This window comes from Streptococcus mitis (assembly GCF_003942865.1).
GTDB classification, from domain to species: domain Bacteria; phylum Bacillota; class Bacilli; order Lactobacillales; family Streptococcaceae; genus Streptococcus; species Streptococcus mitis_BI.
The window spans coordinates 144,304-158,490 of record NZ_RJNZ01000003.1 but is presented as its reverse complement, the minus strand read 5'-3'; the positions used below and the strand labels follow the sequence as shown (position 1 = coordinate 158,490).

Below are 14,187 nucleotides of genomic sequence, written 5' to 3'. Positions count from 1 at the left end.
ACAAGTATTCTAAATCCTTACTTTCTATACCTTCTACATTTTATTACTACAAAAGGCTTTATACTAACCTATTATAATCCAATAAAAAATAGAATACAAGCGTTTGCCTAAAGTTTATGAAATTGAAAATTTTTCTCTTAAAGTGGTATTTTTAATCAAAAATTATAGTTTAATTGTTTCCTTAAAACATCAAAAAACCTGCCCAGAAGGGCAGGATAGATATTTGACTGAAAATTAACAATTTGAAATCTATTAAACACGACCATAATCATCAATCAACCCATCATGACCATCAGAAGAAAATTCTTTAACAATATAATCTAGTGAAAAATCTGATGGATAACCATTATTTACAACAATTAACTGAAAATCATTTTTACATTCTTTTCCAAGCTGAAGAAAATAATTAATTATAGATTCATATATTTTTTCGTCTCTAAACTCTGTACTTGTCGAGGAAGCCCCTAAGTTTTTCCTAGGAGTATCAATCATCAACAATCCTAAATGGTTACCAGTTTGCACTTTTGAACAAATCATTATTGATAGGTAATATGCCATTGTTATCAGAGTCACAGCTCCTAAACTACCTAAATCACTGTATTTACGGCCCCTCACATAAGGTAAATAACTCTTTGTATCAATATAGGCTTCATATAGATTTGGAAACTCAAAAGATGATAATATAGTTGAAAATGTTTCAGACAGTTGTTTCAACTTGTCCTCTTTGGCATCCTTATATTTTTGGCGTTCAATTTGTTCTTCTATCCCTTCAACTTCTATCCTCTTTTCAGAAAGCAACATTTCCAACTTTGTAAGTTCCTCAATAAATTTCAGGCTCTCATTTAGAGATTTCTTTTCTTCATATAATTGACCGCTTTTAATTGATAGCAAACTAATTTCTGTAGCCAAGGGATTTATATATTGTCTGGTTAAACTATCTAACTTCTCTTCATCAGAATTAATATTATCCTGTAATTTGTTTATTTCTAGGCCTACTCTAATATTTTTTTCCTTTTCTGAATCAATATAAGTGTGAAGCTCCTTTTTCTTTTTTGTAAGTTTTTTTCGCTCCTTTTTCAAATCGTTGATTTCAATTACAATATCATCCATATTCTGATGACACAATAAGCAACTCGCTTCTTCGTGAAGTGAAATCGGTCGTAAGCAATTTGGACAATACAAGTATTCATATTTATTAATAGCTTTGATACCTGCTATCTGTTCATTAATTTTTTCAATATCAGAAAAATATTGATTCTCTAGTAACTGTAATTTTTGTATATACTGTTCTTGATCTGAAAATTTATTTCTTAGATTACTTAACTTTTCTTTTTGAACACTAATAAATACTACCAATTCATTGACATCATTTCCCACTTCTGTTTTCAGAATATCCGATTTATATTTTTCTATTTTAGAATTAATCTCCTCTAGTTTAGAATCAATGTCAACAGATTTAGCTTGCACTGTTTCATAGTCCTCTATCTCTGCAGTTTTTAGAAATTCTTTTACAGCACCATATCTAATCTCTTTTACCTTTAAGTTCTCTTTTTCAATTTTAAGACTCTGTTGCAGATCAGCTAGTAAACTATCATAGATATCTAAAATAATCTCAAATGTTGCTTTTTCTTTTCCATTATGCACCCAGTTCTGCTCATTAAGAATATTTTCATTATCAATTTTTGTCTGTTTTAGATATGAAAATTTAAATAAATCTCTAAAACTAAAATCATCTCCTCTAATGGTTAAATTAGTTAGATTAAGTTTCGATAACAAAAAGTATGATAATGATTTTTCATTTGAAGGAGCATCAATTTCCAAGACACGCGCTTGTGCAAATTTTTCTTTGACACTATCGTAAGTCTGTAAAAGAACAGGTTCTTTAAAAGCTGACAATGGTCTTTTAATCTTATATAGATTCTCTGATATATAAAATTCCAATTCCACATCCGTACAACTTTCTCCAATTTCTATATACGATTTATGATTCTTTTTCCCAAAAGCATAATCTATTAATTCTAAAATTGCAGTTTTTCCCGTTGAAGTTGGTCCCGAAATATAATTTAATCCTTTATGAAAATGAACCTCATAATTTTTTCTCACACCTATTAATCTAAGTGTCTTTAACAATAGTTTCATTTAATTACCTCGTATACAATCTAATTTACTCTGTATCATGATCTGTCCAGCTGATACTGTTTTATTTAATACTTTAGAAACTATAAAATCACAAGACTGTAGTATCTTGCTCCAATCTATCCCTTCTTCACTAAATAGTTCAATAACAAATTTCTCTCCTTTATCTGTAATGAAATATCTGTTATTCAAAGAGTTCAATGTAATAATATTTCTAGCTAATAAATCTGCAAGAACTGCATTATACAGTTTATAATTAGGTTTCCAATGAAAATAAGAGTACTTTATATCAAATCTTCCAAGCTCTATTTCATCAGATATTAATTCTGGAAATTTAAGAAAAAAATCACTAATAATCAATTTTTCTTGAGTTGTATCTTTTTTGTGCTCTTTTCCTAAAATATTCAACAGTATCGCAACCCTATTTCGGGTCAAACAATATTCTTGGAAACTTATATTCTCAATTATCTCCAACATCATTTCCCTCCATATATTTTTCCAACACTGCTATAAAATTATCAACCCAACCTAATTCCTTATCATCAGCAAGCTGATGTAAGATACCCTTTTTAGCTAATAAATTAAAACCACTTATCGGGCTCCCTAAAGTGCTAGAATCTAAATCTTCGATTCTAAGATAAGTTTGATTTATTAAACAATTACCATCGTTAGGTTGCTTGTATAGACGATATTGGGTCTTCCAAATAGAATGTATCTTCTTTCTTAAATTATCATATTGTTTTTTCCCATTGATGTCATCTTTGCTTAAAGACTCATGTCTAGCAATTTCTGCATTATAAAAATCAACTTTGAAATCGTCAACTTCGTCTATTCGTGCACTCTTCAACATTGATATAAATATAGTATCATTGTACATTTCTGAGATTTCTATCTCATCTTCTCCATATAATATTTCTTCGTAAACCCTTTTATTACTGGCTTCAATAGACATTTTAATCTGTTCTAAATCATTTCTGATATCATCATCAAATGTTGATTTATAACTGCTACATTTCTTAAATTCTTTTAGTAAAAAAGCTCCATCACACAACTCTATCTTTATTTTATGTTCAGCCTTCATTTTACTTTTCCATCTTGAACACCATAATAGCTCATTTATATTTAGGCCTATTGGTACACATAAATACCAAGAAGAAATATTGGGATGCTTGGTAATCACTTTTCTAAACGATTCTCTAATTTGTTGTTTCTGTGAATCTCCAATCCCATCAATAAAAAATTTACACTGATAAATTGATGGTCTGTTATCTAAGTCACCAACTAGAACATCGATGCCATCATCTCCTTGTGATACCACAACCTCCTTCGCTGAAGGTCCAAATTCTTCTTGAAATACCTCAACACATATCTTTTCAAATTTTTCTCTTGCTCCTGGTAATGTATATTTAGCGACTAAATATTTAAAATCATATTCCATCAAATCACTCCTTAAATAATTAATCCTCAAATTAGAAATAATCAAACATAAAAAAGTAGTACTATTATTTTATTCACTTCATAAATCTATATTATAACCTCAATATTTATTTGTCAATAAAAATATCATATTATCCATAACAAATGTTATATTCTAAATTTCTCTAAAATCAATAATTAGTAAATAATATTTACATAATCTCCAATTTAAATCATTGGAACACCAAAAAACCCACCCAATGGGCAGGTTCTGTATGTATTGTTCAGCTAGATTAAGCTTTACCTTCTGAACCGAATACGTCGATACGTTCTTCAACTGATGCTTGGATAGCTTTTACACCGTCAGCCAAGAATTTACGTGGGTCGAAGAGTTTTTTCTTGTCGTATTCTGCTTCGTTTGCTTCGTAGTCACGAGCAAATTTACGAGTTGCGTTAGCGAATGCGATTTGGCATTCAGTGTTAACGTTAACTTTCGCAACACCAAGTTTGATAGCTGCTTGGATTTGCTCATCAGGGATACCTGATCCACCGTGCAATACGATTGGGAATCCAGGAAGAGCTTCTGTCAATTTTTGCAAGTGATCAAGGTCAAGACCTTCCCAGTTTGCTGGGTAAGGACCGTGGATGTTACCGATACCAGCTGCCAAGAAGTCGATACCAGTTTCAACCATTGCTTTAGCGTCTTCGATTGGAGCCAATTCACCTTTACCGATGATTCCGTCTTCTTCACCACCGATAGTACCAACTTCAGCTTCTACTGAGATACCTTTAGCGTGTGCTTTTTCAACAACTTCTTTAGCCAATTTAAGGTTTTCTTCAACTGGAAGGTGTGAACCGTCAAACATGATTGAAGTGTAACCAACTTCGATACACTCAAGTGCATCTTCGTAGTGACCGTGGTCAAGGTGGATAGCTACTGGTACAGTGATACCCATTGATTCAACAAGGTTAGCGATCAAGTTGCGAGCAACTTTGTAACCACCCATGTATTTAGCAGCACCCATTGAAGTTTGGATCAAAACTGGAGCTTTTTTAGCTTCTGCTGCACGCAAGATAGCTTGAGTCCACTCAAGGTTGTTTGTGTTAAATCCACCAACTGCATAACCGTTGTCACGAGCTGCTTGGACAAATTTTTCTGCTGAAACGATTGCCATTTTATCAGGCCTCCTGTATATTTTTATGGGTCATCCCATTTACATTGTTCATTTTATCACTTTTTGACAAAAAAATCTAGTTTTTCCCGCAGTTTCGATTGAATTTCTTCTAGCTTCATCTATGTAAACCCTTTCTCTCCCTAGTCTTGGGCGACTTTTGGAAAAGCTATAAAGAAGGTCAAACGATTCTCCTGCACCTCGAAACGATAGGATAATTTTTCATGTTCTAATAGACTCTTGACCACAAAGAGACCCATCCCAGACCCTTTGGCCTTGCGACTAGCATTATCAGAAAAAGACTGGGCTAGTTTTTCTCGTTCTTCTGGACTGCAGCTATTTTCTATAAAAAGTTCCCCTTCTCTCTCCCCGATGCGGACCAAGCCACCTAGAGTGGAGTGCTTGATGGCATTGCTAATGAGATTAGATAGGATCAACTTCATAACTGATGGATTTAGATAAGCCTGCTGATGGGACAAGCTATTATCAATCTGAAGCTCTCTTTCCTTGGCTAGCAAGGCATAATCCTTGACTAGACTTTGCGTCATCTGGAGCAAATCAATTTCTTCCCTATCATCTCGCAATTCCTGCACAGACGAGAGAGAAAGTATCTGGAGAACGTGGTGATTGAGCTCATCCACAATCCCCAAGGCAACTCCCAGATAGTGGTCTCTATCCTTATAACGTCCGACATTTTCTTTCATGTTTTCGATCAGGATTTTCAAACTAGCCAGCGGTGTTTTCAATTCATGTGAAGCACCACGTAGGAACTCAACCTTCATCTTTTCCAGCTGGAGAATAGCTTCATTCTTGTCATGCAAGTCCGCAATAACAGTCAAAAGATGCTGGTAGAGGCTATTGATTTGTTCCTTGAGATCACCAATCTCATCCTTAGAATCCACGCGCAAACGTACTTGAGCATCCAGATCCATCATCCGACGGGTCACTCGCTTGATTTCCAAAATCGGTGCAACAATGGTCCGAGCATAGATATAGGCCACCAAAAGGGAAATCAGAAAGGATGCCAGCAGGGTATAAGGAAGAAACTGAAGACTAATTTGCTCTGCTTCTTTTTGTAAATCCATGGACGCTAGAAACTGGAGAGTCATGGTACCACCGTCCTGCGTTTTCACCTCACGCTCCTCAATAAAGAGGGAGGTAGTTTGGCGATCTGTGTCCAGAGGAAGGCTGTCCTTGATTTCTAACTTGTCCTCGGTCATCTCGCCCTTGACGGCCCCCTTGATATCACTAGTCTGGGAATACAAGTCTAACACTTGCTCGATGCTCTGCCTATCCTTACCTTCTAGGGACTGGGCAATGGCTGTCGCTTTCTGACCAATGGTTTCCTGACGATGACTCAGATAAGTCGAAGGAAAGAGAAAATAAATAGCCAAATGAAGGCAAATAACCAGAACACTAAAAATCGAGAAGGTGTAGATAAATATCTTTGTAAACAAGCCTGTTCGTTTCATTTTCGCTCCAATTTATAACCAACATTGCGCACAGTGAGGATGCAGTCCAAGTCTAACTTTTTCCGCAGTTCCTTGATATAGACATCAATGACACGGTCAAAGGGAACCTCATCTGTCACTTTCCAAACGGCATCGATTATCTGAGAACGAGTCAAGGCTCGGCCTTCATTTTTCACCAGATAGTCCAAAATTTCCAACTCTTTAGCATTGATGGCCACTTCTTGACCTGCTAGGCTTGCACTATAGCTTTCAAAATCCACCTTGGCATCTTTATAGGAGAAAATTCGTCCCATATCATAATAGCGCTTGAAAATCGCGTCCACCCTTACTTTTAAGAGGGATAGAGAAAAAGGTTTTTCCAGATAGCCATCTGCCAGAGAGGCAAAGGCACTCATCTTGTATTCCTCATCCTGAAAGGCTGTTAACATCAAGACAGGGACTTGGCTGGTTTTGCGAATCTCAGCTATCACTTCTAGACCATTGAGCTTAGGCATCTGGATATCCAGTAAAACCAAGGCTACCTCATAGCTGGAAAATTTTTCCAAGGCTTCTTGCCCATCTGCTGCCTCAATGGTTTCATAACCACAATCCGTCAAATAATCACTGACCCCCTCACGGATCATCTCTTCATCTTCTACAATTAAAATTTTCATAGAAAAAACATTTCACATTCCTTTAAATTTCTTGTAAATCATCTCAATTTCATCCTGAAAGGAAGAGACCTTATCAAGATGAAATAGATAAAAATGCTACCTATATTATACCCCATTTAGGGGAGAATAGGTAGCAAGTTTGTTATTCACTATCCAGCAAGAGCTCTTTTGGTTGTTTTCTGAGGAGATTGCTTGAAGCAAGCGCCATAACTAGAATCACTAGAACCAAGGCAAGGACAAATACAATGATAAAGTCAGATGTCTGAATAGAAATGTCTAAGCTCGACAAGGTTTTACTAAAACCATCTACTTCTGCACCACCACCAAGGTTAGAGGCTTGAGCAGCCTTGCTGGCTTGCTTGGCAACACCTGAAGTGACATTGGCAAGAACAGTATTTCCGATTGTACGCACTGTGTAAGTAGCTAAGAAGTAAGCAGAAACAAGAGCAGGGATGGCAATCAAGATGGATTCAGTGATGAATTGACCCAAGATACTTGCCTGCTTGAGACCGATAGAGAGGAGAATACCTACTTCCTTGCGACGGGCATTGATCCAAAGGCTGAGTAAGAGGGCAAGGAGAAGGACTGAGAAACTCAAGCTACCCCAGAAGAGGAGATTGGCCATCTTGTACATACCAGAGATGGATTGCTCAAGAGCTGGGTAGTTAGATGAGCTCTTAACGAGTGTATAGCTCTTCCAGTTGATACCACTGATGCCATTCAACTCTTTCATAACATCATCCAAGTTCTTGTCCGCTGTTACAAAGAAGGTTGCGTCCCCATAAATAGCTGTGTCTTCTGTGTATCCATAAAGTTTTGCAGCAGTGTGAATGTCTGTGATAGCTGTATTTTCATAGAGTTCTTGTGAGTAGGTTACTGCTGACTTATTATGACCATCAAAGAGTCCCTTGATTGTCACTTCGACTGTTTCCTTGGCACCTTTTTCATTGTCTGCATCGTAGATATTGGAGTCTAGTTTGACCTTGTCCCCTACTTTCCAGCCGTGTTTGGCTGCCAAGTCCTTGTGCAGGAGGATCTTGCCCTTGTCGTCGTTTGTTAGGTGCTCACCTTCGACCAGCTTATAAGAACCAGAGACAAACTTGTCTTCTTTAGAGGAGTCATTGACACCTGTAATCATCAAGCTACTTCCAAAATGTTTGGCACGGTCAGGAGTCAGATTTTTCTTGGTTTCTGGCGTTTCGATAAGCTCATATCCAGTCAAATCTCCGATAGCGTTGATGCGTTTCACATAAGACTCGATAGCCTTGTTTTCGGTGATTTTTTTGATATCTTCACCTTTAATATTCCCAGCACCACGTGGCGTTCCTTGATTGACGCGACGATTGATTTGCATGGAGAAACTGTTGGTGATATTTTTAAAGGTCTCCTGAGAAGCCTTGGCAGTAGCTCCCTTGATTGACAAGCCAACCAAACTCAAGCTCGCCATGAGGAGAATAATCAGGAAGATAATAATCGATTTGAAAAACTTCCTTGTAACATAGGCAAATGCGTTGTGTAACATAGGTTCCCTTTCTAGATTTTATTCTATTTTATAGTTCGAACAGAAAAAGCTCGTATTATTTCGTAGTATTGCGAGTTTCAGTCAGTTTCTTGTCCTTCAACTCAAGTGTAATATCTGACGCTTGTGCCACTTCTTTACTGTGGGTGACGACGATGACACATTTACCTGTTTTCTGGGCAAGTGATTTGAGCAGTTCGACAATATCTCCAGCAGTTTTAGGGTCCAGATTTCCCGTTGGCTCATCCGCTAGAATAACTGGAGCTTCTGAGACCAAACTACGAGCAATGGCAACACGTTGCTGTTGACCACCTGATAACTGGAGAACATTCCGCTTGATCTGACTTTCATCCAAACCAAGCTCAAGCAGTGTATCCTTGCTTGCCTTTTTGTTGACCAAGCGGATATTTTCCAGCGGAGAAAGATAATCTATCAAGTTATAATTTTGAAAGACCAAGGAAATATGGTGCATGCGATGGTAAGAATATCCCTTCTTACGAATGTCCTCTCCTTGAAAAAGAATCGAACCTTCAACAGGACTATCTAGACCAGCAAGGAGGGACAAGAGAGTGGATTTTCCTGCTCCCGACTCACCAATGATACTGTAAAATTTCCCGGGTTCAAAATTATAATTGATCTGATATAAAACTGCCTCAGCAGTGTTCTTATAACGGTAGGTAACATCTTGCAATTGTAATAAAGTCATGATTTCTCCTTCTTATACTCAATGAAAATCAAAGATTAAACTAGGAAGCTAGCCGCAGGTTGCTCAAAACACTGTTTTGAGGTGGCAGATGGAAGCTGACACGGTTAAAAGAGATTTTCGAAGAGTATTAACTAATAGATGATAAAATTTCTTTAGGCGATTTTCTAAATAAAAATAGGAAACAAAGGGCTACAGACAAACAACTAAGCAGAACTAGAAAAACATAGGATTCTGCAAAAGATAGGGTGCTGGTTGATAAACTGCTTGCTTTGGCTAGCGTGTCTTGTAGGGCTGCCTGATCTCCACTTGCTAGTAGAGTTTGGAGTAGATAGGATGTGATTGTGTTGCCTGCAACAAATGCTGGAAGCAAAGCACCGAGAGATACCAAAACTACCTCTAAACAGAATTGTAGGAAGATCGAGCTCTTACCTTTTCCAAGTGCCAGAAGAATCCCCACTTCGTAGACCCTTTCTCTCAACCAGAGAGACAAGACCAAAATTAAGGCTCCAGCTCCAGCTATCAACATCCCATAAAGGAAGATGGTTAGGAAGGTTTGGAAGGTTGCAACTGAGTCTTTGATTTGTTCAAAAGCCTTGTTTTCCTTTTCGACTTGATAGCCTTGATTTTCCAAAGACAAGTTTTCTACCTGCTTCATGAGTCCGTCCATTTCCTTAGGATTTTCTACATAAAAGCGCGCTGCACTGACTAGAGATTCACCATTTCCCAAAAGGCTTTGGCTACTTTCATAGTCTGTAAAGACTTGGTTTTCACTGAAGTCGGAAGACAAGCCTGTGAATTTCTCCTGTTTTTTACCAGAAAAGATTCCGACAATCTCAAACTCCACTGTTTGTCCTTTACCAGTTTCTGACTGACCAGCATCTAAGGTAATCTTGTCATGAAGGGAAAGACTATTCTTCTTAGCCAACTCTTCGTGGATGATGATTTTTTTAGAATCCCCTTTTTGAAGGTGTCGCCCTTCTTTTAGATTGAAAGCCGAACTAGTAAAGGTGACATCCTTAGATGAATCCTCCAGAGCAGTTAAGCTAACCAAATTCTTGTCTGCAGCTGACACATCATCACGTTCAACGCTCTGCTCACCACTCACCGCTTCCTTGTCTTTTAATTTTGCGACCGTCTCCAGTTCAGGAGAAACATTTTCCAGTCCCTTAATCTTGCTTACAGATGCTAGGTCTGACAACTTGAATGTCTGACCATTTTCTATCTTCTTAATAGAAAAAGAGGTATTGAGTGATTTGTAAAGATTGGTTTCAACTGTTTTGTTGGACTTCATCAGAGTCAAACAGGCTGAAATTCCAGCCAATAGGACCAATAAAATCAGAAATAAAATAAAACTTCTCAGTCGTTTTCTGCTGACATAAGCCCAAGCTCTTTGGATTGGATTCATTTGTCACCTCCATATTTGTAAGACTATTATAAAACCCAAATATGAAATGTTTATGAAATACAAAAAAAGAGCAAAAATTTTTTGCTCTACTTGAATTAGATAAAAAAAGAGCTAGCCTAAGCTAACTCTTATCCTATGCGGAGAGAGGGACTTGAACCCTCACGACCTAAAGCGGTCACAGGATCCTTAGTCCTGCGCGTCTGCCAATTCCGCCATCCCCGCGTCGATTACTTTACTAGTATATCAACTTTTAGGATGCTTGTCAACACTTTTTTTCAATTTTTTTCATTTCATCTACTAAATTACTCTGAAATTTCATTTAGATTTTCATCTACTAACTTAGCTCCAAGTGTATTTTTGAAATGACCTAGGGCAAATTGATGATTTTCAGGCCAGATAGATGCAACAGCTGGTTTAACAATCTCTATGTCATATCCTAGATTATAGGCATCTATAGCTGTATGCAGAACACAGATATCCGTCAAGACACCTGTTAAGATAACGGTAGACACTCTCCGCTCTCTCAAACGGATATCCAGGTCAGTACCTGAAAAAGCAGAGTAATGGCGTTTATCCATCCAAAAGACACGACTGTCTGAACCATGCTCTTGATAAAAGGTCCCCAAATCTCCGTATAAATTCCGTCCACTAGTCCCAATCAAATTGTGAGGAGGAAACAGCTTGCTTTCTGGATGGAAACAATCGTTTTCTTCATGAGCATCAATAGTAAAGAAGATGTAGTCTCCTCGTTCAAAAGCTAGTCGAGTCACCTTGCTGATGGCATCCGAAATCGCTTGAGCTGGAGCGCCTGCTGTCAATTTTCCACTATCTGCAACAAAATCTTCTGTATAATCAATCGAAATCAAAGCCTTAGTCATTAGTAATCTCTTTTCTTCACTTCTTCAAAAATATCTGAAATCAAGACCTTAAGATAGGTTCCCTTCATTCCAAGTGAGCGACTTTCAATAATTCCTGCAGATTCAAGTTTACGAAGGGCATTGACAATCACAGAACGGGTGATTCCGATGCGGTCTGCAATTACAGACGCAGTCAACTGCCCTTCATTTCCATTTAATTCCCCTAAAATTGCTGAAACAGCACGGAGTTCGGAATAAGAAAGGGTATTAACCGCCATGGTAACAGCAGTACGGCGGCGGATATTTTTCTCATCTTCTTCACGTTGGAAATTAAGGAGTTGAATCCCAACAACGGTACTCGCAATCTCAACAAGAATCAAGTCCTCGTCTTCGAATTTTTTATCATTGCGCCAAATAATCAAAGAACCAAGGCGAATCCCTGATACATGAATCGGTGCAATGGTCGTCAAACCATCTGGAAAGTCGGCACGACTTTCCACAGGGAAAATACTCAAATCATGATCAACTGTCAGATTGGCTTCTGTATCGTAGATCATGTTCGCACCTTGAACGTAGTCATCTGGGAAAATCTTAGTTTGGAAGAACTGCTCTACACGATCTGTATTGGTTTTGTAACGCATGAAATAACCAAGGAGACGTCCCTTGCTATTGACGATACAGGCGTTACAGTCAATAATATCTGCCAATTGACGGGTAATCGCATTGTAGGGAAGTTCTTCCTGCAACTGCTCCTCTGAGCGCTTCAGGATAGAAGTAATTTTTCTAGTTTTTTCTAATAAATGTGCCATTTTTCACCTCGAATTTAATCGCTATCATTATAACATAAACAGCTTGAATTTTCAATTATTATCTGAAAATTGCTTATTTAATTGCAATTTGAAAAAACAAGAATATTTTTAATTAAATTGCTTCTTTTCTATTGACAAGCCCCTTATTTTTGTGTATTATAATATTACAAGAAGATAATATATTTATTTTATTTATCTTTCTTTTTCCATTCGGTCTCCTTATATAAAAAAGCGATTCATTTTGAACCGCTTTTTCTTATTTATCGCCCTTGTTACGAATAACAAAGCCTGTTTGCTTTTCGCTTGAAGTATTGCGTGGTTTTTTATTATCTTTACGGTAACGTTTTTCCTTATCAAAACGATCGTTGCCACGACTTCCTTTTTTGAAATCATCACGACGACCACCACGACGGTTGTCTCCACGGCGATTATCACGACGGTCATCTCCACGACGACCTCCCTTACCTTTACCACCGAAGCCATTACCTGATGGTTTAAACGGTAGTGGTTTTTCACGTGCAATCTCCACTTCTGGAAGGCTATCTGGATCTTGAACAGTCAGACTCAAGATATACATTGCCAATTCTTCTGGAGTAAATTCGGCAGCTAGCTTACGAGCATCCTTACCAAATTTCTCAAAGTTGGCACGGATAGTCTCATCTGCAAAATCACGTTCGATTTTCTTGAGAGCTACGTGTTTTTTTGCTTGAAATGCTTCTTCTGCACTTGCAGGTTTGAGACCTTTCATGCGTTTTTTAGTCAAGTTTTCAATGATTTGGAGGTAACCCATTTCATTTGGTGAAACGAAGGTAATAGACTGACCTGACTTACCAGCACGACCTGTACGACCGATACGGTGAACATAGCTTTCAGGATCTTGTGGAATATCGTAGTTATAGACATGGGTCACACCTGAAATATCCAAGCCACGCGCTGCAACGTCTGTCGCAACCAAAACATCAAGATTGCCATTTTTAAAGTCACGAAGGACACGAAGACGTTTGTTTTGGTCTAGGTCGCCATGAATTCCTTCTGCACGGAAGCCACGGATTTTCAAACCACGAGTCAATTCATCTACACGGCGTTTGGTACGACCAAATACGATAGCAAGTTCTGGTTGTTCCACATCCATGAGACGAGTCATGGTATCAAATTTTTCTTGTTCTTTAACACGGATATAGTATTGGTCAACCAATTCTGTTGTTAATTCCTTAGCAGCAATCTTCACATGCTCAGGTTCTTTCATAAACTGAACACCGATACGTTTGATGGCATCTGGCATAGTTGCTGAGAAAAGCAAAGTTTGACGGTTTTTAGGGACACGAGAAATGATAGCTTCGATATCTTCAAGGAAGCCCATGTTGAGCATTTCATCTGCTTCGTCAAGGATGAGGGTTTCAATATCTTGTAATTTCAAGGCCTTGCGTTTAATCAAGTCCAAGAGGCGACCAGGTGTTCCCACCACGATATGGGCACCAGATTTAAGAGCCTTAATTTGTTTTTCAATGCTTGATCCGCCATATACTGAACGGACTTTAACTCCCTTACTACGACCAAAGCGGAACAATTCCTCCTGACTTTGGACAGCAAGTTCACGTGTTGGAGCGATAACCAAAGCTTGGATGGTCGCTTCTTCTGTACGGATTTTTTCAAGGGTAGGCAAGCCAAAGGCTGCAGTTTTTCCTGTACCAGTCTGAGCTTGACCGATAACGTCCTTGCCTTCAAGGGCCAAGGGAATGGTTTGTTCTTGGATCGGACTGGCTTCTACAAAACCAGCTTTTTCAATCTCTGCTAGCAAATCAGCAGACAAGTTTAATTCATTAAATTTCACGTTCTTCTTCTTTCTAAAGGTGGTGCGAAGCCACCCTATAGGGCTTAGTTTATACTTTTCTTTTTATGACGTATTTTCATATACTGGATACAAAATCGTGTTGCTTCTTTTCCACAAAAGAAAAGTACTGTTTTCTTTGCAACCTATCTAGTATAACACAAGAGAGAAGCAAAAGATAGCCTAATCCATCGATAAAGTCATGTAAACGATT

At 38.0% G+C, this 14,187-nt stretch carries 12 protein-coding genes and 1 tRNA gene; all 13 read right to left on the bottom strand.

What is annotated here, in order from left to right; translation table 11 throughout:
* Positions 1–252: 252 nt before the first annotated feature.
* A complete protein-coding gene (locus tag D8845_RS10445; RefSeq protein ID WP_260467936.1) occupies positions 253–2,139 on the bottom strand; it encodes a DNA recombination protein RecN in 1,887 nt (628 codons plus the stop codon).
* The gene (locus D8845_RS03955) at positions 2,140–2,613 is read right to left on the bottom strand and encodes a hypothetical protein (RefSeq protein ID WP_049551694.1); all 474 of its coding nucleotides are present in this window, start codon (positions 2,611–2,613) and stop codon (positions 2,140–2,142) included.
* The gene (locus D8845_RS10200) at positions 2,597–3,574 is read right to left on the bottom strand and encodes an ABC-three component system protein (protein WP_185757374.1); all 978 of its coding nucleotides are present in this window, start codon (positions 3,572–3,574) and stop codon (positions 2,597–2,599) included. Before D8845_RS10200 ends, D8845_RS03955 begins: the two co-directional genes overlap by 17 nt.
* Positions 3,575–3,845: 271 nt before the next feature.
* On the bottom strand, positions 3,846–4,727 hold the full coding sequence (locus tag D8845_RS03940; RefSeq protein ID WP_001019001.1) for a class II fructose-bisphosphate aldolase: 882 nt from the start codon (positions 4,725–4,727) through the stop codon (positions 3,846–3,848).
* A gap of 140 nt (positions 4,728–4,867) precedes the next feature.
* Positions 4,868–6,196: a sensor histidine kinase VncS gene (gene vncS / locus D8845_RS03935; RefSeq protein WP_125452548.1), complete on the bottom strand. Its 1,329-nt coding sequence runs from the start codon at positions 6,194–6,196 to the stop codon at positions 4,868–4,870.
* Positions 6,193–6,849, bottom strand: coding sequence for a response regulator transcription factor VncR (vncR, locus tag D8845_RS03930; RefSeq protein ID WP_125452547.1), 657 nt, complete (start codon positions 6,847–6,849; stop codon positions 6,193–6,195). The genes vncS and vncR overlap by 4 nt, the downstream gene beginning before the upstream one ends.
* A 142-nt stretch (positions 6,850–6,991) precedes the next feature.
* Positions 6,992–8,371, bottom strand: coding sequence for an ABC transporter permease subunit Vex3 (gene vex3 / locus D8845_RS03925; RefSeq protein WP_125452546.1), 1,380 nt, complete (start codon positions 8,369–8,371; stop codon positions 6,992–6,994).
* A 55-nt stretch (positions 8,372–8,426) separates the two neighbouring features.
* A complete protein-coding gene (gene vex2 / locus D8845_RS03920) occupies positions 8,427–9,074 on the bottom strand; it encodes an ABC transporter ATP-binding subunit Vex2 (RefSeq protein WP_000173751.1) in 648 nt (215 codons plus the stop codon).
* A 127-nt stretch (positions 9,075–9,201) separates the two neighbouring features.
* A complete protein-coding gene (locus tag D8845_RS03915) occupies positions 9,202–10,479 on the bottom strand; it encodes an ABC transporter permease (RefSeq protein ID WP_125452545.1) in 1,278 nt (425 codons plus the stop codon).
* A gap of 136 nt (positions 10,480–10,615) precedes the next feature.
* Positions 10,616–10,701, bottom strand: a tRNA-Leu gene (locus D8845_RS03910).
* 80 nt (positions 10,702–10,781) lie between these two features.
* Positions 10,782–11,357, bottom strand: coding sequence for a cysteine hydrolase family protein (locus D8845_RS03905; RefSeq protein ID WP_070526965.1), 576 nt, complete (start codon positions 11,355–11,357; stop codon positions 10,782–10,784).
* Positions 11,357–12,145: a GTP-sensing pleiotropic transcriptional regulator CodY gene (codY, locus tag D8845_RS03900; RefSeq protein ID WP_049542801.1), complete on the bottom strand. Its 789-nt coding sequence runs from the start codon at positions 12,143–12,145 to the stop codon at positions 11,357–11,359. Before codY ends, D8845_RS03905 begins: the two co-directional genes overlap by 1 nt.
* A gap of 256 nt (positions 12,146–12,401) precedes the next feature.
* Positions 12,402–13,976, bottom strand: coding sequence for a DEAD/DEAH box helicase (locus tag D8845_RS03890; protein ID WP_125452544.1), 1,575 nt, complete (start codon positions 13,974–13,976; stop codon positions 12,402–12,404).
* Between the last annotated feature and the right edge of the window lie 211 nt (positions 13,977–14,187).

Coding starts and splice junctions, on each gene's coding strand:
- D8845_RS03940 (WP_001019001.1), bottom strand. CDS start 4,727: ATGGCAATCGTTTCAGCAGAAAAATTTGTCCAAGCAGCTCGTGACAAC.
- D8845_RS03915 (WP_125452545.1), bottom strand. CDS start 10,479: ATGAATCCAATCCAAAGAGCTTGGGCTTATGTCAGCAGAAAACGACTG.
- vex2 (WP_000173751.1), bottom strand. CDS start 9,074: ATGACTTTATTACAATTGCAAGATGTTACCTACCGTTATAAGAACACT.
- codY (WP_049542801.1), bottom strand. CDS start 12,145: ATGGCACATTTATTAGAAAAAACTAGAAAAATTACTTCTATCCTGAAG.
- vex3 (WP_125452546.1), bottom strand. CDS start 8,371: ATGTTACACAACGCATTTGCCTATGTTACAAGGAAGTTTTTCAAATCG.
- vncR (WP_125452547.1), bottom strand. CDS start 6,849: ATGAAAATTTTAATTGTAGAAGATGAAGAGATGATCCGTGAGGGGGTC.
- vncS (WP_125452548.1), bottom strand. CDS start 6,196: ATGAAACGAACAGGCTTGTTTACAAAGATATTTATCTACACCTTCTCG.
- D8845_RS03905 (WP_070526965.1), bottom strand. CDS start 11,357: ATGACTAAGGCTTTGATTTCGATTGATTATACAGAAGATTTTGTTGCA.
- D8845_RS10200 (WP_185757374.1), bottom strand. CDS start 3,574: ATGGAATATGATTTTAAATATTTAGTCGCTAAATATACATTACCAGGA.
- D8845_RS03955 (WP_049551694.1), bottom strand. CDS start 2,613: ATGTTGGAGATAATTGAGAATATAAGTTTCCAAGAATATTGTTTGACC.
- D8845_RS10445 (WP_260467936.1), bottom strand. CDS start 2,139: ATGAAACTATTGTTAAAGACACTTAGATTAATAGGTGTGAGAAAAAAT.